At 72.6% G+C, this 21,370-nt stretch carries 19 protein-coding genes; 8 read left to right on the plus strand and 11 right to left on the minus strand.

Annotated features, from left to right (window positions below; genetic code table 11):
* The first annotated feature begins 52 nt into the window (after positions 1-52).
* Together KUM40_RS24010 and KUM40_RS24015 are read left to right on the plus strand one after the other, a co-directional pair.
* Positions 53-1,507: a basic amino acid/polyamine antiporter gene (locus KUM40_RS24010; RefSeq protein ID WP_217168166.1), complete on the plus strand. Its 1,455-nt coding sequence runs from the start codon at positions 53-55 to the stop codon at positions 1,505-1,507.
* Positions 1,508-1,528: 21 nt separating this feature from the next.
* Positions 1,529-2,791: an arginine deiminase gene (locus KUM40_RS24015; RefSeq protein WP_217168167.1), complete on the plus strand. Its 1,263-nt coding sequence runs from the start codon at positions 1,529-1,531 to the stop codon at positions 2,789-2,791.
* A gap of 2 nt (positions 2,792-2,793) precedes the next feature.
* Here KUM40_RS24015 and KUM40_RS24020 read toward each other — a convergent pair whose 3' ends face one another.
* Entirely contained in the window at positions 2,794-3,078 is a 285-nt protein-coding gene (locus tag KUM40_RS24020) for a hypothetical protein (RefSeq protein WP_217168168.1), read from the minus strand.
* Between the two features lie 281 nt (positions 3,079-3,359).
* On the opposite strand from KUM40_RS24020, the gene KUM40_RS24025 reads away from it, so the two are divergent.
* On the plus strand, positions 3,360-3,818 hold the full coding sequence (locus tag KUM40_RS24025; RefSeq protein WP_217168169.1) for a hypothetical protein: 459 nt from the start codon (positions 3,360-3,362) through the stop codon (positions 3,816-3,818).
* Between the two features lie 12 nt (positions 3,819-3,830).
* On the opposite strand, the gene KUM40_RS24030 is transcribed toward KUM40_RS24025, so the two are convergent.
* Both KUM40_RS24030 and KUM40_RS24035 read right to left on the minus strand, forming a co-directional pair.
* Positions 3,831-6,206: a glycoside hydrolase family 65 protein gene (locus KUM40_RS24030; RefSeq protein WP_217168170.1), complete on the minus strand. Its 2,376-nt coding sequence runs from the start codon at positions 6,204-6,206 to the stop codon at positions 3,831-3,833.
* Positions 6,203-6,436 (minus strand): hypothetical protein, encoded by a 234-nt coding sequence (locus KUM40_RS24035; RefSeq protein ID WP_217168610.1) that lies wholly within the window; start codon positions 6,434-6,436, stop codon positions 6,203-6,205. The genes KUM40_RS24030 and KUM40_RS24035 overlap by 4 nt, the downstream gene beginning before the upstream one ends.
* A 422-nt stretch (positions 6,437-6,858) precedes the next feature.
* Here KUM40_RS24035 and KUM40_RS24040 point away from each other — a divergent pair, with 422 nt between their 5' ends.
* Together KUM40_RS24040 and KUM40_RS24045 are read left to right on the plus strand one after the other, a co-directional pair.
* Positions 6,859-8,244: a rhodanese-like domain-containing protein gene (locus KUM40_RS24040; RefSeq protein WP_217168171.1), complete on the plus strand. Its 1,386-nt coding sequence runs from the start codon at positions 6,859-6,861 to the stop codon at positions 8,242-8,244.
* Entirely contained in the window at positions 8,241-8,984 is a 744-nt protein-coding gene (locus KUM40_RS24045; RefSeq protein ID WP_217168172.1) for a sulfite exporter TauE/SafE family protein, read from the plus strand. Before KUM40_RS24040 ends, KUM40_RS24045 begins: the two co-directional genes overlap by 4 nt.
* A 24-nt stretch (positions 8,985-9,008) precedes the next feature.
* Here KUM40_RS24045 and KUM40_RS24050 read toward each other — a convergent pair whose 3' ends face one another.
* Positions 9,009-9,287, minus strand: coding sequence for a metal-sensitive transcriptional regulator (locus tag KUM40_RS24050; RefSeq protein WP_102930309.1), 279 nt, complete (start codon positions 9,285-9,287; stop codon positions 9,009-9,011).
* 122 nt (positions 9,288-9,409) lie between these two features.
* On the opposite strand from KUM40_RS24050, the gene KUM40_RS24055 reads away from it, so the two are divergent.
* The 3 genes from KUM40_RS24055 (at position 9,410) to KUM40_RS24065 (ending at position 12,371) form a co-directional block, all read left to right on the plus strand.
* Complete coding sequence (locus KUM40_RS24055) at positions 9,410-9,982, plus strand: rhodanese-like domain-containing protein (RefSeq protein WP_217168584.1); 573 nt, start codon at positions 9,410-9,412, stop codon at positions 9,980-9,982.
* 81 nt (positions 9,983-10,063) lie between these two features.
* Entirely contained in the window at positions 10,064-10,708 is a 645-nt protein-coding gene (locus KUM40_RS24060) for a TetR/AcrR family transcriptional regulator (RefSeq protein WP_217168173.1), read from the plus strand.
* 49 nt (positions 10,709-10,757) lie between these two features.
* Positions 10,758-12,371 carry an MDR family MFS transporter gene (locus tag KUM40_RS24065; protein ID WP_217168174.1) on the plus strand — a complete coding sequence of 538 codons (1,614 nt, stop codon included), beginning with the start codon at positions 10,758-10,760 and terminating at the stop codon, positions 12,369-12,371.
* 85 nt (positions 12,372-12,456) lie between these two features.
* Here the strand turns inward: KUM40_RS24065 and KUM40_RS24070 are convergent, their stop codons facing one another.
* The 7 genes from KUM40_RS24070 to KUM40_RS24100 all read right to left on the minus strand — a co-directional run bounded on the left by KUM40_RS24070 (position 12,457) and on the right by KUM40_RS24100 (position 21,156).
* Complete coding sequence (locus KUM40_RS24070; protein ID WP_217168175.1) at positions 12,457-13,461, minus strand: twin-arginine translocation signal domain-containing protein; 1,005 nt, start codon at positions 13,459-13,461, stop codon at positions 12,457-12,459.
* 25 nt (positions 13,462-13,486) lie between these two features.
* Positions 13,487-14,767: a TRAP transporter large permease subunit gene (locus KUM40_RS24075; protein WP_217168176.1), complete on the minus strand. Its 1,281-nt coding sequence runs from the start codon at positions 14,765-14,767 to the stop codon at positions 13,487-13,489.
* 3 nt (positions 14,768-14,770) lie between these two features.
* Positions 14,771-15,415 (minus strand): hypothetical protein, encoded by a 645-nt coding sequence (locus KUM40_RS24080; protein WP_217168177.1) that lies wholly within the window; start codon positions 15,413-15,415, stop codon positions 14,771-14,773.
* Entirely contained in the window at positions 15,412-17,541 is a 2,130-nt protein-coding gene (locus KUM40_RS24085; protein ID WP_217168178.1) for a hydantoinase/oxoprolinase family protein, read from the minus strand. Before KUM40_RS24085 ends, KUM40_RS24080 begins: the two co-directional genes overlap by 4 nt.
* 98 nt (positions 17,542-17,639) lie before the next feature.
* Positions 17,640-19,238 (minus strand): FAD-dependent oxidoreductase, encoded by a 1,599-nt coding sequence (locus tag KUM40_RS24090; protein ID WP_217168179.1) that lies wholly within the window; start codon positions 19,236-19,238, stop codon positions 17,640-17,642.
* A 72-nt stretch (positions 19,239-19,310) separates the two neighbouring features.
* Complete coding sequence (locus KUM40_RS24095) at positions 19,311-20,450, minus strand: LacI family DNA-binding transcriptional regulator (RefSeq protein WP_308401221.1); 1,140 nt, start codon at positions 20,448-20,450, stop codon at positions 19,311-19,313.
* Between the two features lie 193 nt (positions 20,451-20,643).
* Positions 20,644-21,156 carry a GNAT family N-acetyltransferase gene (locus KUM40_RS24100; protein WP_217168180.1) on the minus strand — a complete coding sequence of 171 codons (513 nt, stop codon included), beginning with the start codon at positions 21,154-21,156 and terminating at the stop codon, positions 20,644-20,646.
* Positions 21,157-21,370 lie beyond the last annotated feature (214 nt).

The raw sequence follows: 21,370 nt of genomic DNA on the forward strand, positions 1-21,370 counted from the left end.
CCACCTCGTGATGCACAGTGGTCACAATCGCTCAGCCATCCGGAGGGACGGCATGTCGCAGGCCGCTGCTTCCGACACCGACAGCACGTCACCGCACACCGCGAAGCTGCCGCTGTTCACCCTGACCGCCATGGTCGTCGGTTCGATGGTGGGCGCCGGTGTGTTCTCGCTGCCGGCGCGGTTCGCCGAGGAGACCGGCGTCGCGGGCGCGCTGATCGCCTGGGCGGTCGCCGGCACGGGCATGCTGATGCTGGCCTTCGTCTTCCAGTCCCTCGCCGTGCGCAGACCCGACCTCGACGCCGGTGTGTACGCGTACGCCAAGGCGGGCTTCGGCGAGTACCTGGGCTTCTTCGCCGCCTTCGGCTACTGGGCCAGCACCTGTGTGGGCAACGTGACCTACTGGGTCCTGATCATGTCGACCGTCGGGTCGATCTGGCCGGGCCTCGGCGACGGGGACACCGCCCTCGCGGTCGTCCTGTCGTCCGTCGGGCTGTGGGCGTTCTTCTGGCTGATCCGGCGCGGTGTGAAGGAAGCGACGGCCATCAACAAGGTCGTCACGGTGGCCAAGCTCATCCCCATCGTGTTCTTCGTCGTCCTGGCCCTGGTGTACTTCGACCCGGGTGTGTTCGCGGACAACTTCGGCGGCACCGACTACGCCGGCTCCCTGTTCTCGCAGGTGCGCGGCACCATGCTGGCCACCGTCTTCGTGTTCCTCGGCGTCGAGGGCGCCAGCGTCTACTCCCGGCACGCCAAGCGACGGTCCGACGTGGGCAGGGCGACGGTGCTCGGCTTCCTCAGCGTGTTCGCGGTCTTCGCGTCGGTCACCATCGTGTCGTACGGAATCATGCCGATGGCCGAGATCGCCGGCCTGCGCCAGCCGTCCATGGCGGGCGTGCTGGAGGCGGCCGTCGGCACCTGGGGCCGGGTGTTCATCAGCGTCGGTCTGATCGTGTCGGTGCTGGGCGCCTACCTGGCCTGGACGCTGATGGCGGCGGAGGTGCTCTTCGTCGCGGCCAAGGACGAAGACATGCCGCGCTTCCTGCGCCGCGCCAACGCCGTCGACGTGCCGGTGCCCGCGCTGCTGATGACCTCGCTGCTCACCCAGGTGGTGCTGATCGCCACCAGTTTCTCGGACGACGCCTTCAACTTCGCGCTCAATCTGACCAGTGCCCTCTCCCTGATCCCGTATCTGCTGGCGGCGGCCTTCGCGGTGCGGATCGGCGGCCGGGAGGACCCGCGCACCGAGGGCGGCCGCACCTCGCGGCGCGAGCTGGTCGTCGGTGTGGTCGCCACCCTGTACACCGCTTTCCTGCTGTACGCGGCGGGCCTGAAGTTCGTCCTGGTGTCCTTCATCCTCTACGCCCCGGCGACCGTCCTGTTCGTGATGGCCCGCCGGGAACAGGGCCGGCGGTTGTTCTCGCCCGGGGAACTCGTCGTCCTGGCCGTCTCCGTGGTGGGTGCCGTGCTCGGTCTCGTCGCCCTGGCGGCCGGGTGGATCAGTCTGTGAGTCGTCCTTCAAGGAGGCCGTGTGACCAGCAACGAGACCGTCGTCAAGCCCGCGCTCGGCGTCCATTCCGAGGTCGGCAGGCTGCGCAAGGTGCTGGTGTGTTCCCCCGGACTCGCGCACCGGCGGCTGACCCCGACCAACTCCGACGACCTGCTCTTCGACGACGTCATGTGGGTGGAGAACGCCCAGCGCGACCACGCCGCCTTCGTCGGTGAACTGCGCCGGCGCGGGGTGGAGGTGGTGGAGCTGCACGACCTGCTGGCCCGGATCATGGGCATCCCGGAGGCGAAGGACTGGCTCCTGGACCGGAAGATCGTGGCCAACCGGGTCGGCATCGGCCTCATCGACGCCACCCGCGCCTACCTGGAGACCCTCTCGCCCAGGGAACTCGCCGAGTACCTGGTCGGCGGGCTCGCCACCAGCGACCTGCCGGAGGACTTCCGCTCCCCGCACTTCGCCCTGGCCCGCGAGTCCACCGGTGCGCGCGAGTACCTGATGCCGCCGCTGCCCAACACCCTGTACACGCGGGACACCACCTGCTGGCTGTACGGCGGTCTCACCCTCAACCCGCTGTACTGGCCCGCGCGGCACGACGAGACCCTGCTGATGAAGGCGATCTACACCTTCCACCCCGACTTCAAGGGCTCGACGGTGTGGTGGGGCGACCCCGAACTCGACTGGGGCCAGGCCACCCTCGAGGGCGGCGACGTCATGCCGGTGGGCAACGGAGTCGTCCTCATGGGCATGAGCGAGCGCACCTCGCGGCAGGCCATCACCCAGGTCGCCGCCGCCCTGTTCCGCAGCGGGGCCGCCGAACACGTCGTCGTCGCCGGGATGCCGAGGCTGCGGTCCGCCATGCACCTGGACACGGTCTTCACCTTCGCCGACCGCGACGTGGTCACCCTCTACCCCCGCATCATGGACGCGGTGCACACCTTCTCGCTGCGCCCCGGCGACCGGGCTCCCGGCTTCGACATCGTCGACGAGGGCGCGACGCCCTTCGTCGATGTCGTCGCCAAGGCGCTCGGGCTTTCGTCGCTGCGGGTGGTGGAGACGGGCGGTGACGCCTACGCCTCCGAACGCCAGCAGTGGGACAGCGGCAACAACGCCGTCGCGGTGGAACCCGGCGTGGTGTTCACCTACGACCGCAACACCCTGACCAACGCGCTGCTGCGCGAGGCCCGGGTCGAGGTCGTCACCATCGTGGGCGCGGAGCTGGGCCGGGGGCGCGGCGGCGGGCACTGCATGACGTGTCCTCTGGTGCGTGACCCCGTCGAGTTCTGATCTCAGCGGCAGAACCCGTAGGCCTGCTCCAGCCAGCGGTGAAGTGCCGTGTGGACGCTGCCGGGGAGTTCGCTGAGCTGTTCGATGGCGGCGCGGTCCCCGGCGGAGGGCGCGATACCGGCGGCGGTCAGCAGGGCGAGCAGGTCGAGGCGGCGCAGGTCGACGGGGTCGACGCGGCACGGGACGCGCTCGGCGGGGTTGGGCGGCTGGAGCAGGAAGTCGCCCCGGGTGTCGCGGGAGCGCGAGCACGTCGGGGCGGCGGTGGTCGGAGCAGTCGTCGTAGGCATACCGCGGTCCTCCACTGGATGGGTCGCCTTGTTGGGGCGCCGTTCTCGACGGCATGAGACACCGGGGCGGCGACGGCGGTTGCGGACCGCCGCGAGGACCACACGGCGGATGCAATCGGCGTCTTGTCGCACGAACCGGGTGACCGGGGAACGGCCAGGTCCGGGCCCCGGTGTCCCGGTCACTGCTCCGTACGAGTGGTGCGTTCGTGGTCACGGTCGTACGGTCGGTACGGGGAAACGGGAAGCGGAGACAAGCGACCCCGAGACGGCCGGGAGCAGACATGGGCAGAAACCCGATGAGGGCGGCGGTCACACTCTGTGCCGCCGCCGCGCTCGCAGTACCCCTGGGCACGGCCTCGGCCGCACCGTCGGCGCCGGCCGCGGCACGCACCCAGCAGACGCAGGATCCGGTACTGACCGACTGCGCCGGGCAGCCGCAGGTACGCCCCGAGGCGTACATACTGGCCTGCGGGGACGGCAACAGCCGCCTGGTCTCGATGCACTGGTACCGCTGGGACGCGAACGCGGCGGTGGGCCGGGGCACCAACGCCGTCAACGACTGCGACCCCTACTGCGCCGCGGGCGCCTTCCACTCGTATCCCGTGACCGTCCGGCTCGACCGGCCGCGGGCCGGGGAGCAGGACACGGGCCAACGGCACTACACCCGGATCACCCTCACCTACACCGACGGCAGGCCGGACGGAGCCCCCCGCACGGTGACCTATCCCCTGGCGGGCTGACGGTTCCCGCACTCAGTCCGGGAGCGCCAGCCGGCAGGTGTCGCCCGGCCTGAGCCGCACCTCGCGGTCCGGCAGCCGGACGTCGATGGGCAGCGGACCGGCCGCGGGCACGGCGATCTCCAGTCGCCCGTGCTCCAGCCGGAGCCGTACCCCCCAGTGGCCCTGGTAGCGGATGGCGAATCCGTAGGAGGACAGCTCCGGCAGCGGCACCGGGTCCAGCCACAGGGCGCCGGCGCGGGTCTCAAGGCCGGTCAGTCCGCGCTGGACGAGGTCGAGGGTGCCCGCCATGGCCCCGAGGTGGATGCCCTCGCCGGTGGTGCCGCCCTGGAGGTCGGCGACGTCGCCCTTGAGTGCCTCCTGGAAGTAGGCCCAGGCCTCGGCGCGGCGGGCGCGGGCCAGGATCCAGCCGTGCACGAGTCCGCTGAGGGTGGAGCCGTGGCTGGTGCGGGCCAGGTAGTGGTCGACGGTGCGCTGCCAGGTCCGCTCCTCGAGGCGGTACCCCAGCCGCTCGAAGAGCGAGTGGAGCTCGGCCGGTGAGAACAGGTAGCCGAGCATCAGGACGTCGGCCTGTTTGGACGCCTGGTAGTTGTTGACGCTGTCGCCCTCGGCCTCCAGGATCCGGTCGAGGCGCCGGATGTCGGCGTACCGCTCGCGGTAGCCCTCCCAGTCGAGTTCGGCGAGGTCGCCGTACCCGTCGAACTGGCTGACGACGCCGTTGTGGAAGGGGATGTGGAGGGTGCGGGAGACGCTGTCCCACTGTTCGAGTTCGTCGTCGCCCAGGGCGGTGCGCTCGACGAGTTCGCGGCGGCGGGGTTCGGGCAGGTCGCCGAGCACCTCCAGGGTGCGGGTCAGCACCCAGGCGGCGGTGACGTTGGTGTACGCGTTGTCGTCGAGGCCCGGCCGCTCGGCGCCGGGGTAGCCCTCGTGGTACTCGTCGGGGCCGACGACGCCCCGGACGCGGTAGCGCCCCAGTTGCTCGTCCCAGGTGGCGGAGTCCGCCCAGAAGCGAGCGATCTGGAGCAGCATCTCGGCGCCCTTGGTGTGCAGGAACTCGGCGTCGCCGCTCGCCTCGCAGTACTGCCACACGTTGTACGCGATCGCCGAGCCCACATGGTGCTGGAGGTGCGAGTGGTCCGGGAGCCAGCGGCCGGAGCGCGGGTTGAGGTGCAGTTGCTGGGTCTCCTCGCGGCCGTCGCTGCCGCTCTGCCAGGGGTACAGCGCGCCGCGCCTGCCGATCGCGCGGGCGGCGTGCACGGCCCGTTCCAGGCGGCGGTGCCGGTAGTGGAGCAGGGCCCGCGACACCTCGGGGAAGTGCAGGTTCAGGTAGGGCAGCACGAACAGCTCGTCCCAGAAGACGTGGCCGCGGTAGGCCTCCCCGTGCAGTCCGCGCGCCGGTACGCCCACGTCGAGGTCTGCGGTGTGCGGGGAGAGGGTCTGGAGCACGTGGAAGAGGTGCAGGCGCAGGATGCTGCCCGCCTCGCCGGGTACGTCGAGTTCGGCGCGGCGCCAGAGCTGAGCCCAGGCCCTGCGGTGCGACACCATCAGCTCGTCGAAGCCGGGGGCGTCGGCCACCCGGTCGACGGCGGCCTGGAGCGGATCGCTGATCGCCGGGTCGCGTGAGGTGTGCAGGGCCACGACCTTGTCGACGGTGACGGTGCGCCCCGGTTCGGCGCGCAGGGTCGTGCGCTGGGTGACGCACAGGTGTTCCCGCGCCGCGGTGACCGGCGCGTCGGCGGTCGTGCGGGCCGCCATGCCGACCCGGATGTCGGAGGTGCGGGTGCGGCAGCGCAGCCACACGGTGTCGTCGGCCGCGCTGTCGGTGTGCACGTGGGTCAGGTGGCGGCCGTCCAGGTCCCGGTAGCGCGGCACCCCGGAGTTGGTGACGCCGCCGTCCAGGGCCGCCTCCACCTCGAGGTCGACGGCGCCGGTGTCGATCGTGAACTGCGTGCGCAGGGCGGCGAGGTGCGGGTCGGCCATGTGCACCAGGCGCAACTGGCGCACGGACAGCACGCGTCCCCCCGCGAGCCCGAAGCTGGTGCGCCGCTCCAGGACGCCCGTGTCCAGGTGCACGGTCTGGCGGTGGTCGAGCACCTCGGCGGTGTCCGGCGTGAGCCAGTCCCCTGCGACGGGCCTGAAGCGCAGCGGCAGCCAGTTGGGGAGGTTGACCATGTCCTCGTTCTCCACCTCTCGTCCGGAGACGGCGGAGGTGAGCCGGTTGTAGCAGCCGGCCACATAGGTGCCCGGGTAGTGCGTGTCGTCCGCGTCGCACTCGGGCAGGGCGCCGCGGGTGGCGAAGTAGCCGTTGCCGAGGGTGCACAGGGATTCACGCAGCCGCTCCTCCGAGGCGTTGTAGTGGTCGTAGTCCCAGGTCGACGGGGTCGCGGTCATCGCGAGCCCTCCCAGGTCCAGTCGGCGACCTCGGGCAGGTCCACGCCGTGTTCGCGGATCCGGTCGTGGTGCCGCAGCCGGACGTCCTCCCTCCGCTGCCGTACGGCCGCCGCGCGCACGGCGAGGCCGGGTGAGGTGCCCCAGTGGCCGAGCAGGCGCGGCTTGACGTCCGGGCCGGCCAGCTCCTCGTCGGCGAGCTCGCCGGCCGCCTGCTGCGTGTCGACGGACATCGGTGGTCCTTCCGTGTCGGGACAGCCGGTCGGGGCGCGCGGGCACGGGGTGCCCGTGCACATCCCAACCCCGCGCCGACCGGGCAGGTACCCGGGAGGGCCGTCCGGGTCACGTCGCGTCCCGAACGGGTCACGGAGCGGCCGGCGCCCCGGGGACGGCAGGCGGCGGTGTGTGGCGCGGGCAGCACGGCCGTCACCGGCGCCGACCCTGGTGCCGACCGTGCCGGTGCACCGTGTACCCCAACTTTGGTGTCATACGCAGGAGTTGCCCAGAACCCGCGGCACGGCGCCGGGCCGGCGGTGCGACGGGCCACGGCGTCGCGATCACCTACCGAATACCCAAGAATACCCCCAGGGGTATATCTGTTACGGTGGCCGGGAGAGATATACCCCTGGGGGTAATTACGGAAAGAGAGTGTGCCGTGTTCTTTGTCGACGTCCTGGAGACCGAGTCGCTGGGCAACCGCAGCTACCTGGCGGGAGGTACCCGCTCGGCCGTGGTCGTGGACCCGCCGCGGGACATCGACCGCGTCATCACCGCGGCCGCCCGGCGCGGGGTGCGGATCGCCGCCGTCGCCGAGACCCACGTCCACAACGACTACGTCACCGGCGGCCTGGAGCTGGCCCGCCTGACCGGCGCGCGCTATCTGGTGCCGGCCGGGGCCGAGGTGGCGTACGCGCGCGTGGCGGTGGCCGACGGCGACGTGGAGGCGCTCGACGAGGGGCTGGGGCTCCGCGCGGTGGCCACGCCGGGCCACACCCCGCACCACACCGCGTACGTCCTCCAGGAGGCGGGGCGGGCCGTGGCCGCGTTCACCGGCGGTTCGCTGCTGATCGGCACCGTGGGCCGGCCCGACCTCGTGGAGCCGCGGCTGACCGGGGAGCTGGCCCGCGCGCAGCACGCCTCGGCGCACCGGCTCGCGGATGAGCTGGACGACGGGGTGAGCGTGCTGCCCACGCACGGCTTCGGCAGCTTCTGCTCCTCCTCCGCCGCCTCCGGCGGCGAGCGCAGCACCGTCGGCGCCGAGCGGGCCGCCAACCCGGCGCTGGTCCAGGACGTGGAGACCTTCGTCCGGGAGCTGCTGGCGGGGCTGGACGACGTGCCCGCCTACTACGCCCACATGGCGCCGGTGAACACCGAAGGACCCGCTCCCCTGGACCTGACCGAGCCCCGGCGTGCCGACGCGGACGAGATCGCCCGGCGCCTGGCCGCCGGGGAGTGGGTCGTGGACCTGCGCTCCCGGGTGGCCTTCGCCGCCGGTCACGTCGCCGGGTCGGTCAACTTCGAGGTCGCGGGACAGCTCGCGACCTATCTGGCCTGGCTCATCCCGTGGGGCAGGCCGGTGACGCTGCTCGCGCACAGCGCGGACGACGTGGCCCGCGCCCAGCGTGAACTGGCCCGGGTGGGCATCGACCGGCCGGTCGCGGCGGCGGTCGGCTCCCCGGCCGACTGGATCGTGGACGGGGCCCGGCCGGCCTCGTTCCGGCGTGCCACGTTCGCCGGGCTGGCCGCGGCGCGGCGGGACGGCGAGGAGGTGGTGGTCGTCGACGTGCGCCGGGCCGCCGAGCGCGCCCACGGGTGGGTCCGGGGCAGTGTGCACCTGCCCGTCCACGAGATACACCGACGCCTCGACGAGGTGCCGCCGGGCACGGTGTGGGTGCACTGCGCGGGCGGGATGCGGGCGGCCGTCGCCGCGTCCGTGCTGGACGCCGCCGGACGCGAGGTGGTCGCGGTCGACGACGGCTTCGCCGCGGCGGCCGAGGCCGGTCTCCCGCTCGTGACGTCCCCGGACGCCACCGCCGCATGACGCCGCTGATCCTGGCCCTGCTCGCCGGTGCCGTGGCCGGCGTCGCCCTGGGCGCGCTGGGGGCGGGCGGCAGCATCCTCACCGTGCCCGCGCTCATCTACCTGCTCGGCTTCACCCCGGCGGCGGCGACCACCGCGAGTCTGGTCGTGGTGATCGTCACATCGGTCACCGCGCTGGTGGCCCACGCCCGGGCGGGGGCCGTGCGGTGGCGGGCCGGACTGCTGTTCGCCGCCGCGGGTGTACTGCCCGCCGCCGGGGCCGGCGCCCTGTCCTCGCGGGTCCCGGAGGCGGTGCTGACGGTGCTGTTCGCGGCCCTGGCCGCGCTGGCCGGCCTGCACATGCTGCGCCGGCGCACACCTCGCGGGGACGGCACCGTGTCGGGGGCCGGGGCGGTCGGTGCCGGTGCCGGTCTCGGCGCCGTGACCGGGTTCCTCGGCGTCGGCGGCGGATTCCTCGCGGTTCCCGCGCTGGTGACGGTGCTCGCGGTGCCGATGGGCGCGGCGGTGGGCACGAGCCTCCTGGTGGTCGCGGCCAACGCGCTGGTGGCGCTCGCGGCCCGGGCGTACACCGCCGTACACCTGGACCTCGCACTGCTCCTGCCGTTCCTCGCCACCGCCGTCCTCGGCGCATGGGACGGCAGGCGGCTGGCCGCGAAGGTCTCCGCCGGGACGCTGCGGCGCGTCTTCGGTGCCCTGCTGCTCGCCGTCGCCGTGGCGATGGGCGCGACGGCGGTACTGTGACCCGCCGGGCGCGCACGGCGGGCGTCAGGCCAGCGAGAGGAAGAGCTTCTCCAGCCGGGCCCGCATCTGCGCCGAGTCCCGCACCTCGGGGTCCTCACTGGTCATGCACTGCTGCAGTCCCGTGGCGATGATCGAGAAACCGGCTCGGTCCAGGGCCCGTGAGACGGCGGCGAGCTGGGTGACCACGTCCTCGCAGTCGCGGCCCTCCTCGATCATCCGGATGACTCCGGCGAGCTGCCCCTGGGCGCGCCGCAGGCGGTTCAGCGCCGACTTCAGTTCGTCGGCCGACATGTCGAGTTCCACGCTTCCGCTCCTCCTCCACCCGAATCCCTCACCGATGCCCCACCGCTCCTCACATACCCCCGCAGGTATCCTACCGTGCGGGGGACGAGCAACGAGAAAGGTCTCCCACCGTGATCACTCCCATCCGGCCGGCCACCACCCTGACCACGGGGCAGGCCGCGGCCCGCCTCGCCGAGTTCACCGTCGTCGACGTCCGCTCCCCGGGCGAGTACGCCGGCGGACATCTGCCCGGCGCGCACAACATTCCGCTGGAGCGCCTCGACGAGGCCGCCGACGCCCTGGCGGCAGCCGCCGCGCGCGGGCCGGTACTGCTCGTGTGCGCCTCGGGCAACCGGTCCGCCAAGGGCTGCACGCGACTGGCGGCGCGGGACGTCGAGGCGGTCACGCTCGACGGCGGCACGAGCGCCTGGGCGGCGGCCGGGCACTCCGTCGAGCGTCCGGCCGGGACGCGTACGGCATGGCCCATGGACCGGCAGGTGCGCCTCGCCGCCGGGTCGCTCGTCGCCGCCGGTTTCGTGGCGGGCCGCTTCTGGCGCCCCGCGCACTGGCTGTCCGGCGCGATAGGCGCGGGACTCGTCTTCTCCGGGGTCACCAACACCTGCGGCATGGCCGCAGCATTGGCCCGACTGCCCCACAATCGCCCCACCGGGGACGCGGCCTCCTTCGAGGAGACGCTGGCACGACTGGCGGCCTGAACCGCGACGGTGACGGCGGGCGCCGATCCCTTTCCGGGGTCGGCGCCCGCCAATTTTGCATGCCGTGCATCTTTGCATACCATGCAACTCATGTCGGAGAAGAGTTCCGCGGGGGGCGGTCTGCGGGAGCGGAAGAAGCGGGCCACGCGTGCCGCTCTGGCCGAGGCCGCGGTACGGCTCGCCGCCGAACACGGGGCGGAGAAGGTCACCGTCGAGGCGATCAGCGCCGCGGCCGGGGTGTCCGTACGGACCTTCTTCAACTATTTCGACACCCGCGACGACGCCTTCGTCGTGATCGACGCGGAGGCGGGCGCGCGTATGCGGCGCGCCGTCCTGGACGCACCGGCCGAACTCTCCCCGCTGGCGGCCCTGCGCGAGGCCATGGCGGCGGAACTGGCCGAGGCGGAACAGCAGCACGAACTCTGGCGGCTGCACGCCGAGGTGCTGCACGCCTCGCCGCATCTCCTGGCGCGCGGTGTCGGGGCACACATGGCGGCCGAGGCCGACCTGTCCGACGCCGTTGCCGAACGCCTGCGCGGAGCCGGCGCCACAGAAGACGACACCGGTCCCGGGCTGTACCCGCGACTGCTGGCCGCCGTGGCGGGTGCCGCGGTGCGCACCAGCGTGGACCACTGGTCCGCCCATCAGGAGGAGGCAGCCTTCCTGGACGTCTTCCACGAGGTGTTCACCCTCCTCGCCGCCGGTCTCCCGGCACCCTCCGCGTAGCCTCCGCGCCGGGCTCGCGAACCACCGGACCACCACCGAAAGAGATGTCGTGACCGCAATCCAGGCGCCCGCCGACGCGCCTCCCACCTCCATGAGCCACCGGCAGATACTCCAGGCCATGTCCGGCCTAATGGCCGGCATGTTCGTGGCGATCCTGGCGGGCACCGTCGTGTCCAACGCACTGCCCACGATCATCGCCGACCTGGGCGCCAGCCAGTCCGCCTACACCTGGGTCGTCACCTCCGAACTGCTGGCGATGACCGCGACGGTGCCCCTGTGGGGCAAGCTGTCCGACCTGTTCAACAAGAAGCTGCTGCTCCAGCTCTCACTGAGCATGTTCGTGGTCGGTTCGCTGCTGGCCGGCTTCTCGCACGGCGTCGGGCTGCTGATCTTCAGCCGGGTGGTGCAGGGCATCGGCGCGGGCGGTCTGACCGCCCTCGCGCAGGTCGTGATGGCCTCCGTCATCCCGCCGCGGCAACTGGGCAAGTACGCGGGCATCTTCGGTGCGGTCTTCGCCGTGGGCACGGTCGCCGGACCGCTGGTCGGCGGTGTCCTGGTGGACACCTCGTGGCTGGGCTGGCGCTGGTGCTTCTTCATCGGTGTGCCGTTCGCGCTGCTCGCCATCGTCCTGCTGCAGCGCACCCTGCGCCTGCCCACCGTGAAGCGCCAGGTGCGCATCGACTGGCTCGGTGCCTTCCTGATCGTCGCCGGTGTCTGCGCGCTGCTCATCTGGGTGTCCCTGGCGGGCAACGAGTTCGACTGGGCGTCCTGGCAGACCGCTGCCCTCGCGGGCGGCGGTGTGCTGGTGCTGGTCGCGGCGGTGTTCGTCGAGGCCCGTACCGCCGAGCCGGTCATCCCGCTCGGCATCTTCAAGAACCGCACGGTCACCCTGACCACCGTCGCCAGCCTCCTGGTCGGTGTCGCCATGTTCGGCGGGACCGTCTTCCTCTCGCAGTACTTCCAGGTCTCCCTCGGCAAGTCGCCGACCGTCGCGGGTCTGATGAGCCTGCCGATGATCCTCGGTCTGCTGGTGTCGTCCACCGTCGCCGGACAGGTGATCAGCCGGACCGGCGTGTGGAAGCGGTACCTGGTGGCGGGAGCACTCACCATGGCCGTCGGCCTCGGGTTGCTGTCCACGATCGACGACCGGACGAGCTTCGGCCTGCTCAGCCTCTACATGGCGGTCCTGGGTGTCGGCGTCGGCATGCTGATGCAGAACCTGGTGCTGGCCGCCCAGAACGACGTGCCCGCCTCCGAACTGGGCGCCGCGACCTCCGTGCTGTCCTTCTTCCGCAGCATGGGCGGCACCATCGGTGTCAGCGTCCTCGGCGCGATCCTCGCCAACCGGGTCACCGACGAGATCGCCGACGGACTCCGCGACGCGGGCGTCAACACCTCGGGCGGCGAGGGTTCGGGCAGCAGCGGCGTTCCCGACATGTCCACCCTGGCCGGACCGATGCGGACGATCGTCGAGCACGCCTACGGTGTCGCCACGGCCGACCTGTTCCTCATGGCCACACCGTTCGCGCTGCTCGCGCTGGCGGCCGTGGTGTTCATCAAGGAGAAGCCGCTGAAGACCACCAGCGGCATGGAGCGCCTGGCCGAGGAGTCGGGCGAGGGCCCCGCCGCGCCGACCGGCAAGGACCCGGCGCCGGTCGCCTGAGGCACCCGGCGATAAGACAGTGGGGCCGCCCGTCCGATCCGGACGGGCGGCCCCACTGTCGTGCGCGGCGGCGAACCGGGTGCCGTCAGCCGCGGGCCATCGCGATCGAACCCGCCAGGCGCTCCCCCGCCTCGTAGATCATGTAGGGGACGCCGTGGTCGGTGCCGAAGGACGGCGCGGCCGCACGGCCGTTCTCCGGCGCGGAGCCACGGGAGTTGTAGAAGACGCCCAGGTGCCTGCGGAGCGAGAAGTCGTTGCCGACCTCGGTGATCATCAGGTCGCCGCCGCTCTCCTTGTCCTTGTTGTAGACGACGTACGTGCTGTCGTTCCGGTGCAGCAGGTGCGGGCCGCCCACGTTCACCGCGCCGACGTCGCTGTGACGCACGAGGGGCTCCTGGGAGAACGTCCAGTCGCGGCCGTCCGCGGACCAGCCCCAGCCGATGTCGCGGTGGTCGCTCTTGTTGTTGAGCATGAAGACCATGACGTAGTGCGCGCCGCGCGAGGTCAGTTCGTGCGGGAAGACCCGCGCGTAGGAGGTCTCCGTGGTGCCGGACGGCAGCATCGAGGTGTTCAGGACCACCTTGTCGTACGTGAAGTGGATGCCGTCGCCGGAGCGGGCGAGCCTGGTCGTGGTGTTCTCGCCGTGGAAGTACAGCCACATCTCCTTCTCGCCGGCGTGCCACATCACGTGCGGCGAGGAGACGTGGCTGACGGAGTAGTGCGGCGACCACTTGTTCGACACGATCGGGTTGTCCGGGTACTCCGTGAAGGGGCCCTCCAGCGAGTCCCCGTAGGCCAGGCAGATGCCGCCGGGCGCGTCGTGCGGGGCGTAGTACAGGTAGTACCGGCCGAGCCGGCCGCTCGCGGGCAGCCGGTCGTAGACGCCCCGGACGGTGGGGAAGATGATCTCGCCGGTGGGGTTGTAGGCGAGCTGGGACGGGGTCAGCAGGGTACGGACGTACTTGTAGTCGGGGAATCCGCCGGGCGCGGCGGACGCGGTGGGCGCGGTGGTGGCGCCCAGGGCGAGGGCGGCGCCCGTGACGGCCGTGCCCTTCAGGAAAAGACGGCGGTCGAGGTGCGGCTCGTGCACGTCGACTCCTTGGGAAAGAGGGATGTCACACGTACAGGGCGGCGGTGACGCACATGCCGCCCAGGGCGACCAGCCACACGTAGGGCAGGGTGCGGACCATGACCTGCTGCGGACTGACGCCCGCGTACTGCGCCGCCCACACGGTCTGCGTGCTGGTCGGGTCGGCGACGCCGAAGACCTGGTTGTACGAGGTGGCCATGCCGAGTACGGCGACGGCCGGGTAGATGCCGGTGGCGATGAGGACGCCCGCGATGCCGGCGCCGAGACCGAACACGTTGAGCGGGCCGCGGTACAGGCACAGCGGCACCAGCAGCGTGAAGACGACGACGAACAGCACCGGGTTGTGCGGGCTGACGGCCTTCATCAGCGGCTCCAGCGCGTCGACGGCACCGGGGAGTTTGACGGCCGCGAGCAGGATGCCGATCGCCACGAACAGGGCGAGCGGCGGCGCGGCCACCTCGAACCCGCCGTACAGGGTGCGCAGCAGCCGCTTGTTCATCTCACCGGGCCGCGTGGTGGTGACCAGCGCGTAGAGCACGCCGGCCAGCATGGAGGGGATGATCGCCACTTCCAGGCCGAGGGCCAGGACCAGCGGGATCACGGGCGCGAGCAGCGCGTACCAGGGTGCGTCGCCGAGGCGTTCGCGGCGCGAGGCGGGGCGCGCGGCCACCGACTTGAGGGACCAGGCGTGCTCGGTGCCGCGCCGCCGGTTCTCGATCACCACGTAGGCGACGGCGGCGACCAGGGCGAACGGGAACAGCTTCACCATGAAGTCGCGGACGGTGTCGATCGGCAGGTCGAGCGCGGTGGAGAAGAACTGCCAGACGGGCAGCTCGAAGGGGACTCCGACCGCGATACCCATCAGCACGGTGCCCGCGGCCGTCACCTTCGGCACGCCGACGGCGACCATGGCGGGGATGCCGATGATGCCGGCCAGCATCGCGGCGGGCGCCGAGCCGGTGACCGTGCCGACGAGCGCGGAGACGGCCAGCACACCGAGGGCGACGACGGTGGGCCGGTCGCCGCCGAACTCGACGATCTTGCGGACGAGGGTCCCGGCGATGCCGGTCTCGTCGAGCAGCTTGCCCAGCCAGGAGCCGAGGATGATGGCGACCATGGTCGCCGCGAGCGCCGGTGCGCCCTCCTGGAGCACCGTGTCCAGAACGCTGTTCTCACCGGTCAGGGGCGCGCCGGAGACGAAGGCGATGACCACGGCCAGCAGGACCAGCGCGAAGGCGGTGGGGAGCTTGCGGGTGAGCATCGCGGCGACGCCGGCCGCCATGACGAGGAGGATGACGACACCCATGGGTCAGTTCTCTCTTCTTGCGTCACGTGCAGGTGATGGGACGGTCCCGGCTTCGGCTTCCGCTTTCGCTTTCGCTTCGGCTTCGGCTTCGGTGGCCAGGGCTGCGGTCAGCAGCAGGGGGCTGCGGCCGAGTCCGCAGACGGTACGGGCGTAGGCGTGCGCGGCCACCTCCTCGGCGCCGGCGACGTGGCCGGGTACGCGCAGCCGGCCCAGCCGGAGGGCGGTGTGGCCCAGGGCCCGCTTCAGGTCGGCCCGCGCGGTCCCGTGGTGGAGGTGGACGTGCACCGCCTCGTGGGCGAGGGCGGCGGCCCGTACGGAGCCGGGCGGGTACCAGGCCCGCCAGCCGCGCGCGTCGACGACCCGTTCCGCGAGTTCGATCGTGTCGGTGAACAACTCGACCGTGGGCGGTCTGGAGGTGTACCGGGCGAGCAGCCCCAGTTCGAGACCGCCGTCGCTCTCCACGATGCTCGCCTCGCACGCGACGGGCGCGAGGGCGGCGCCGAACGCGTCGGCCGCCCGCGCCCACCGGCGCAGCAGCTCCGGGTCGCGGTGCTCGTGGGTCGGGGTGGCGGCCAACAGCCGTACGGCCCACCCGATGTCGTCGGTGGCGGCGAGGTCCGCCTGTGCGGGAGCTTCCCGGACGGTCATTCGCGCACCTCCAGTACGGCCACGACGGGTTCGTCGGCGGCGCGGGAGCGCAGCTCGCTGCGGGCCAGGGCGAGCAGCGGCTGCGGGTCCAGGACGCCGGAGAGGTCGGCGATGCGGGAGCCGAGCAGCAGCCGCACGGCGGGGGCGCGGACGCCTCCGTCGCCGTAGGAGGTGTTCTCGGTGACCAGCTTCGCCAGGACCTCGGGGGCGCCGGAGACAGTGGTCGCCTCGACCCGGGCGTCGGGCGCGTGGTGGCGTACGACGCCGTCGGCGTCCACGACCCGCACCGGGTGCCGGACGGGCCGGAAACGGCGGTGGACCTCCGCGCCGTAGACGGTGTGCGCGGGGGTGGCCGCGAGCACGTGGACCTTCGACGGGTCGGTCTTGAGGCTGGTGGCGGCCAGCCGCAGGCGCTCCGCGTCGTCGGCCCGGTGGGCGCGGTCCTGGGTGCGCAGTTCGGTGGCGCCGGTGGCGATGGCGCGTACGACGTTGGTCTGCGGGTCGACGGTGACCTCGACCTCGACGCCGTCGGCGGCGGCGCCCTGTTCGACCACGGCGCGCTCGGCCTCGGCGCGCACGGCGAGGATCTGCTCCTGGGTGGCGCCGGGCACGATCCGCTCGACCTGCTCGCGGACGAGGGCGAGGGCGACGCCGATGGGGCTGATGACCTCGTTGTGCTGGGCGATGCGGCCGGTCATCCCGGTCCGGGCGGCCAGGTGCGGGGTGACGGAGGCCGCGCCGCCGCCTCCGCCGACCAGGACGGCGGTGTCGGTGTCGAGACGGTACTCGCCCACGAGGTCGTCCACGACGCTCTTCACCTGGTCGGTGCCCGCGTCCAGGAGCCGGGCGGCGGCGGTGGGCACGTCGGTGCCGAGGGCGGCGGCGAGCGGGGCCAGCGCGGCGCGGGCGGTGTCGGGGTCGGCGTGGGCGAAGTCGCCCTCGGGGACCCGGCCGAGCGCGTTGGCCGCGCAGGTCATGGTGAGGGCGAACCGGCCGCCCGCCGCGTCCAGGACCGCGTAGTCGGCGGGGTCGCCGGGCAGCGGGCTGATCGTGGCCAGCTTCGCGTCCCGCAGGTCGGCCGGGTCGGCGTAACAGGCGTACGGCAGGCCCGCGATGTGGGCGCTGCGCGGCCCGGTGCCGGTGACCCGGTCTCCGGAGACGCGCACCATGGAGCCGCCGCCGACGCCGACGGTGCGGACGTCGAGGGCGTTGAGGTAGGAGGTCTGGCCGAGCAGGACGGCGTGCCGTACCGCGACCTTGCCGCGCTTGACGACGCTGATGTCGGTGGAGGTGCCGCCGGTCTCCAGGAACACGCCCTCGCTGACGCGTTCCTGCATCAGCGCGCCGGCGACTCCGGCGGCCGGGCCGGACAGCACGGTCAGCAGGGGCCTGCGGCGCATCTCGTCCAGGGACATCACTCCCCCGTCGCAGCGCATCACCATCAGCGGCGAGGTGACGCCGGCCTTGGTGATGGAGGCGTCGACGAGGTCGGCGGTGGCCAGCATCCGGGGCAGGATCGCCGCGTTGACGACGGCGGTGCGGGTGCGTTTGCGCAGCCCGTACAGGGAGGTGATCTCGTGCGCGGCGGTGGTCGGCAGGCCGGTGGCGCGGCCCGCCCCGGCGACCGCCTCCTCGCCCTCGGGCCGGTCGACGCCGAAGGGTTCGCTGGCAACCAGGGCCTGGGCGCCGGCGGCCGTGAGCTGTTCGACGGCGGCCCGTACGGCGGGGGCGTCCTCGGGGTCGGGCACGTGCGCGTAGTGCAGCGGCAGCCGCTTGCCGGGGGTGAGTTCGAGCTTGGCCAGCGAGGCGAGCTTGCGGGTGAAGAACGTCCCGGCGCCGGTGCCGATGCCGAGCAGGCCGACGGTGGCGACGTCGCCCTCCAGCAGGGCGTTGGTAGCCTGGGTCGTGCCGTGCGCCAGGAAGGCCACGTCGGCGGGCGCGTGCCCGGTCTGCTTCAGCAGCCGGTCGAGTGCCTCGACGATGCCGTGCGCGACACCGTCCTCGTGATGGTGGCTCGTGGGGACCTTCACCTGGCCCACGAGCCTGAGCGTCGTGGCGTCGACCGCCACGGCGTCGGTGAAGGTTCCGCCCACGTCGATGCCGACGCGGATGCGGTGGGTGGTCATGTCCGGGCACCTCCTTGTGCTGGGTCGGTCCACGCGGGCGGTCACCGGGCGGGGCAGGTGGTGCTGCCCCGCCCGACTCCCGCCGCGCGCGGGGTCGTTCAGTAGCCCCTGATGTCGGGCCAGTGACGCTGTACGCCGTCGCGGTCGAGCACCTTGGCGAACTCCGCGAACCGCTTGTCCTCGGCCTGCACCTGGTGCGGCTCGACGTCCTCGGCGAGGCAGTGGGCGGCGAGGGCGCCGGCGACCTCGCCGACGTTCCACTCCACGGGGTGCAGGCGGTAGCAGCCGTTGGTGATGTGCGTGGTGGCGAGGTTCTTGCCGGCCGGCAGCAGGTTGCGCACCCGGCGCGGTACGAGGGCGCCGAGCGGTATCTCGAAGGGCACGGAGCCGATGTCGACGTAGTTGTCGCCGCCGGTGGAGGGGTGCAGGTCGATGCGGTAGTTGCCGACGCCGACGGAGTCGCGGTGCCGGGTGCCGCCGTAGGGTCCGACCAGGTCGATGGCGACGTCCTGCTCGGTGACGGTGGTGACGGCCTTGATACGGCGGGACTCACGGACGTACGCCGCCTTGGCGAGGCCGTCCGAGGTGCCCGTCACGTCGGGGCGGGGGCGCAGGCCGGGGAATCCGGTGCCGCCGTCCGTGCGCGGCGCCTCGGTCTGCAGCCAGTAGAGCACCGAGAGGGACAACTGCCGTGCCTCGCGCAGGGCTTCGGCCTCCTGGCCGATGTAGGGCTTGAGCCAGTAGTCGTTGAGCGGCCAGTTGGCGAGGGTGATGTCCGAGTCGAAGGCGCCGTCGGTGTGCAGCTTGCGGGCGAGGATGCGGCGAAAGCCCCACAGTTCCTTGTCGCCCGCGTCGGCGCTCTGGTCGGCGCTGACGGCGAGCGGGTCGAGTTCGGGGTTGGGTTCGAAGGTGCGCGGCACCGGTTCCAGGGTGCGCGGGTCGGGGGCCTCGAAGCCGAGCAGCGGGCCGGGCCAGAAGTCGGGCTTGTAGTCCCGCCAGAAGTCGTAGTCGGCGGGGCGCTCGATGGTGTGGTCCTCGCCCTCGTGGTGGGAGACGGCGAAGCAGACGGTGATGCCCTGCTGGTTGTCCGGCTGGGCCCGGTCGGGGGCGTGCGGTTCGTCGAACTCGGCCCGGGACTCGGCGCCGTTCGCGTGCTCGACGCCGGCGAGGTGGAGCAGTTCGCCGGTCTCGGTGGCGTCCAGGACGTAGCGGGCGGGGACGGTGCGGCGGCTGCCGTCGCGGAGGTTCTCCAGGGTGACGGCTCGTACGACATCGTTGTCGGCGTCGGCGGCCACCGGTCGGTGCTCGGTGAGGACGATGAGCCGTCCGGCCGCCCGGTGCGGGGCGAGCATGCCCTCCAGGACGGCGAGGGCGACGCGCGGCTCGTGGCAGAGCTTGCTGACCCGCCCGGCGCCCGGGTTGAGGTCGGTGAGCGCCAGGGCCTCGGCGCGCAGGGGGTACCACTGGCGGTAGTAGCCGCGGATGCCCTCGCGCAGTCGCCGGTAGGTGGCGGTGGTGCCGAACTGTTCGACCCACGGGTGTTCGTCGGGTGGCACGGCCTGGCTGGTGAGCTGGCCGCCGATCCAGTCCGTCTCCTCGGTCAGGACGACGCTGCGGCCGGCCCGGCAGGCGGCGAGGGCCGCGGCGACGCCGCCGAGGCCGCCGCCGACGACGAGGATGTCGGGTTCCGGTATCACGCTGCTTGCTCCTCTGGTGGTGCGGTGGGTTCTGGTGGGGTGGTGGCGTGTGGGGTGGTGGGGTGGTGTGGTTCAGGGGGTGGCCGGTGGGCCCGCGGTCGCGCCCGGTCTGAAGGCGCAGGCGACGAGCGTGCCCACGGCCGGCCCGCCGGCGATGCGGGCGGCGAGCAGTCGTACGGCCTCGGCGCCCAGCGCGGGGCGCGGGATGTCGAAGCCCATGGGCGCCGGCTGGTCGGCGAGGTCGGCGGGCGGGCTGCCGAGCAGCGCCAGCGACACCTGGCCGGGGCAGTCCAGGCCCGCCTCGTCGACGGCGGCCCGCAGGGCCCGCCAGGCGGCTCCGGTGTCGGTCTCCTCGGCGACGAAGGCGGTGAAGCCGTCGGCCAGCCAGGCCCGGACACGGTCGGCGGTCAGCTCGCCGCGCGGGTCGCCGGAGCGGAACACGGCACCGGAACCGGGACCGGCACCTGCACTCGCACTTGCACCGGTGGGCAGGCCGTTGCTCGCGAGCCCGTCGAGGAAGCCTCGTTCACGGTCGGTGGAGGCGGGCGCGTCGTCGTCTTCGCGGACGAGGAGGACGCGCCGGTGGCCGAGCCCGGCGAGCGCGGTCACGACCTCGCGGCTGGCACTGACGTAGTCGGCACCGACCCAGGCGAGGCCTTCCGGTTCGTCGCGGCGGCCGACGTGGACCACCGGGAAGTCGTCGGCCACCAGGCGGCGCAGCCCGTCGGCGGGGGCATGGCGGCCCAGGAAGAGACAGCCGTCCGCCAGCCGTACCCGGTTGAGCGCGCCGGTCCCGTGCGTCGCGCCCGCTCCCCCGCTGCTGGACCCGGTGAAGAGCACCAGGTCGTAGCCCTGCGCGGCGGCCTCCTGCTCCACGCCGACGAGGAACGGGTAGTACGAGTGCCGGACGTCGGTCGGGAAGGTCGCGGTGAAGCTGAAGACGCCGAGCAGGTTGTTGCGGGCGGCGGCGAGGCGACTGGCGGCCGGGTCCGGGACGTAGCCGAGGCTGTGGGCCGCGTCCAGGACCTTCCTGCGGGTCTCCGACGAGATCGGACGCCCGGTCGCGATGTCCCGTCCGGACAGCACCAGGGACACCGTCGCCTGCGAGACACCGGCGAGCCGGGCCACCTCGGCCTGCCTCGGCCGGGCCCGCCGGCCGTCCGGCGCGGGGGCCCGCCCCGGCCTCGCCCGCCCTGCGGCTTCCTTCGCCACCCCTGCTCCCCTCGATCTGTTAATGCGCATTACCTAATGCGCATTAACCAGTAATGTGAAGGACCGCGGGCCTCAGGTCAAGGGTTTCGGCCAAGGAAATCGGCCACGGAAGACGCCGTGTGCCGGCGGGAGAGGCTCCCGCCGGCACACGGCGTGTCGGTTCAGCCGCGAAGCGGATGCCGGTCGGCGCGGATCAGATGCCGAAGGGCGCCGCGTACCGGACGGTGCCGGCGGGCAGCGGGTGGGCGGCGTCCAGGGTGAGGGCCATCAGGGCCTCGTCCGGGACGTCGATGGTCAGGCCGATGCCGTGGGCGGAGGCCCGGGTGAAGCCGAAGCGGGGGTAGTACTCCGGGTGTCCGAGGACGACCACGTGGTGCTCGCCGAGGCCCTCGGCCGCGATGATCGCGGCCCGGACGGCGGCCGTGCCGGCGCCGCTGTTCTGCCGCTCGGGCCGGACGGCGACGGGTGCCAGGCACAGCGCCGGGCTGTCCCCGATGTGGCAGCGGGTCAGCAGGGCGTGACCCACGGGACGGTCGTCGTCGTCCACCGCGACGAGGGAGAGTCCGGCGATCCACGCCTCGGGGTCGGCGCGCAGCGCGTCGACGAGGGCGGCCTCCTCCGGTGTGGGGAAGGCGGTGCGGACGATGTCACGGATGGCCGGGATGTCGGCGCCGGTCTCGGCGCGGGTGTTCCAGGTGTGGGACATGACGGGATGAGGATCCGTTTCCGGGTTGCGTTCGACTGGGGCGGCGGTCAGGCCGTGGCCCGGGACGCGAGGGAGACCCGGGCGTCGCGAGCTACGGCTTCGAGCGCGGTCATCAACCTCACCTCCCTGTGGTCCTGGTCTTCGTGGTCCTGGTCTTCCCGATCTGAATCGAGCGCGAACGGCGTCACTGTACCTGATGAGCCTGGAACCGGCG

The organism is Streptomyces sp. AC512_CC834 (genome assembly GCF_019049325.1).
In the GTDB taxonomy this organism is placed as follows: Bacteria; Actinomycetota; Actinomycetes; order Streptomycetales; family Streptomycetaceae; genus Streptomyces.

Coding starts and splice junctions, on each gene's coding strand:
- KUM40_RS24030 (WP_217168170.1), bottom strand. CDS start 6,206: ATGACCGCGACCCCGTCGACCTGGGACTACGACCACTACAACGCCTCG.
- KUM40_RS24035 (WP_217168610.1), bottom strand. CDS start 6,436: ATGTCCGTCGACACGCAGCAGGCGGCCGGCGAGCTCGCCGACGAGGAG.
- KUM40_RS24010 (WP_217168166.1), top strand. CDS start 53: ATGTCGCAGGCCGCTGCTTCCGACACCGACAGCACGTCACCGCACACC.
- KUM40_RS24025 (WP_217168169.1), top strand. CDS start 3,360: ATGGGCAGAAACCCGATGAGGGCGGCGGTCACACTCTGTGCCGCCGCC.
- KUM40_RS24075 (WP_217168176.1), bottom strand. CDS start 14,767: ATGGGTGTCGTCATCCTCCTCGTCATGGCGGCCGGCGTCGCCGCGATG.
- KUM40_RS24085 (WP_217168178.1), bottom strand. CDS start 17,541: ATGACCACCCACCGCATCCGCGTCGGCATCGACGTGGGCGGAACCTTC.
- KUM40_RS24080 (WP_217168177.1), bottom strand. CDS start 15,415: ATGACCGTCCGGGAAGCTCCCGCACAGGCGGACCTCGCCGCCACCGAC.
- KUM40_RS24060 (WP_217168173.1), top strand. CDS start 10,064: ATGCAACTCATGTCGGAGAAGAGTTCCGCGGGGGGCGGTCTGCGGGAG.
- KUM40_RS24100 (WP_217168180.1), bottom strand. CDS start 21,156: ATGTCCCACACCTGGAACACCCGCGCCGAGACCGGCGCCGACATCCCG.
- KUM40_RS24020 (WP_217168168.1), bottom strand. CDS start 3,078: ATGCCTACGACGACTGCTCCGACCACCGCCGCCCCGACGTGCTCGCGC.
- KUM40_RS24045 (WP_217168172.1), top strand. CDS start 8,241: ATGACGCCGCTGATCCTGGCCCTGCTCGCCGGTGCCGTGGCCGGCGTC.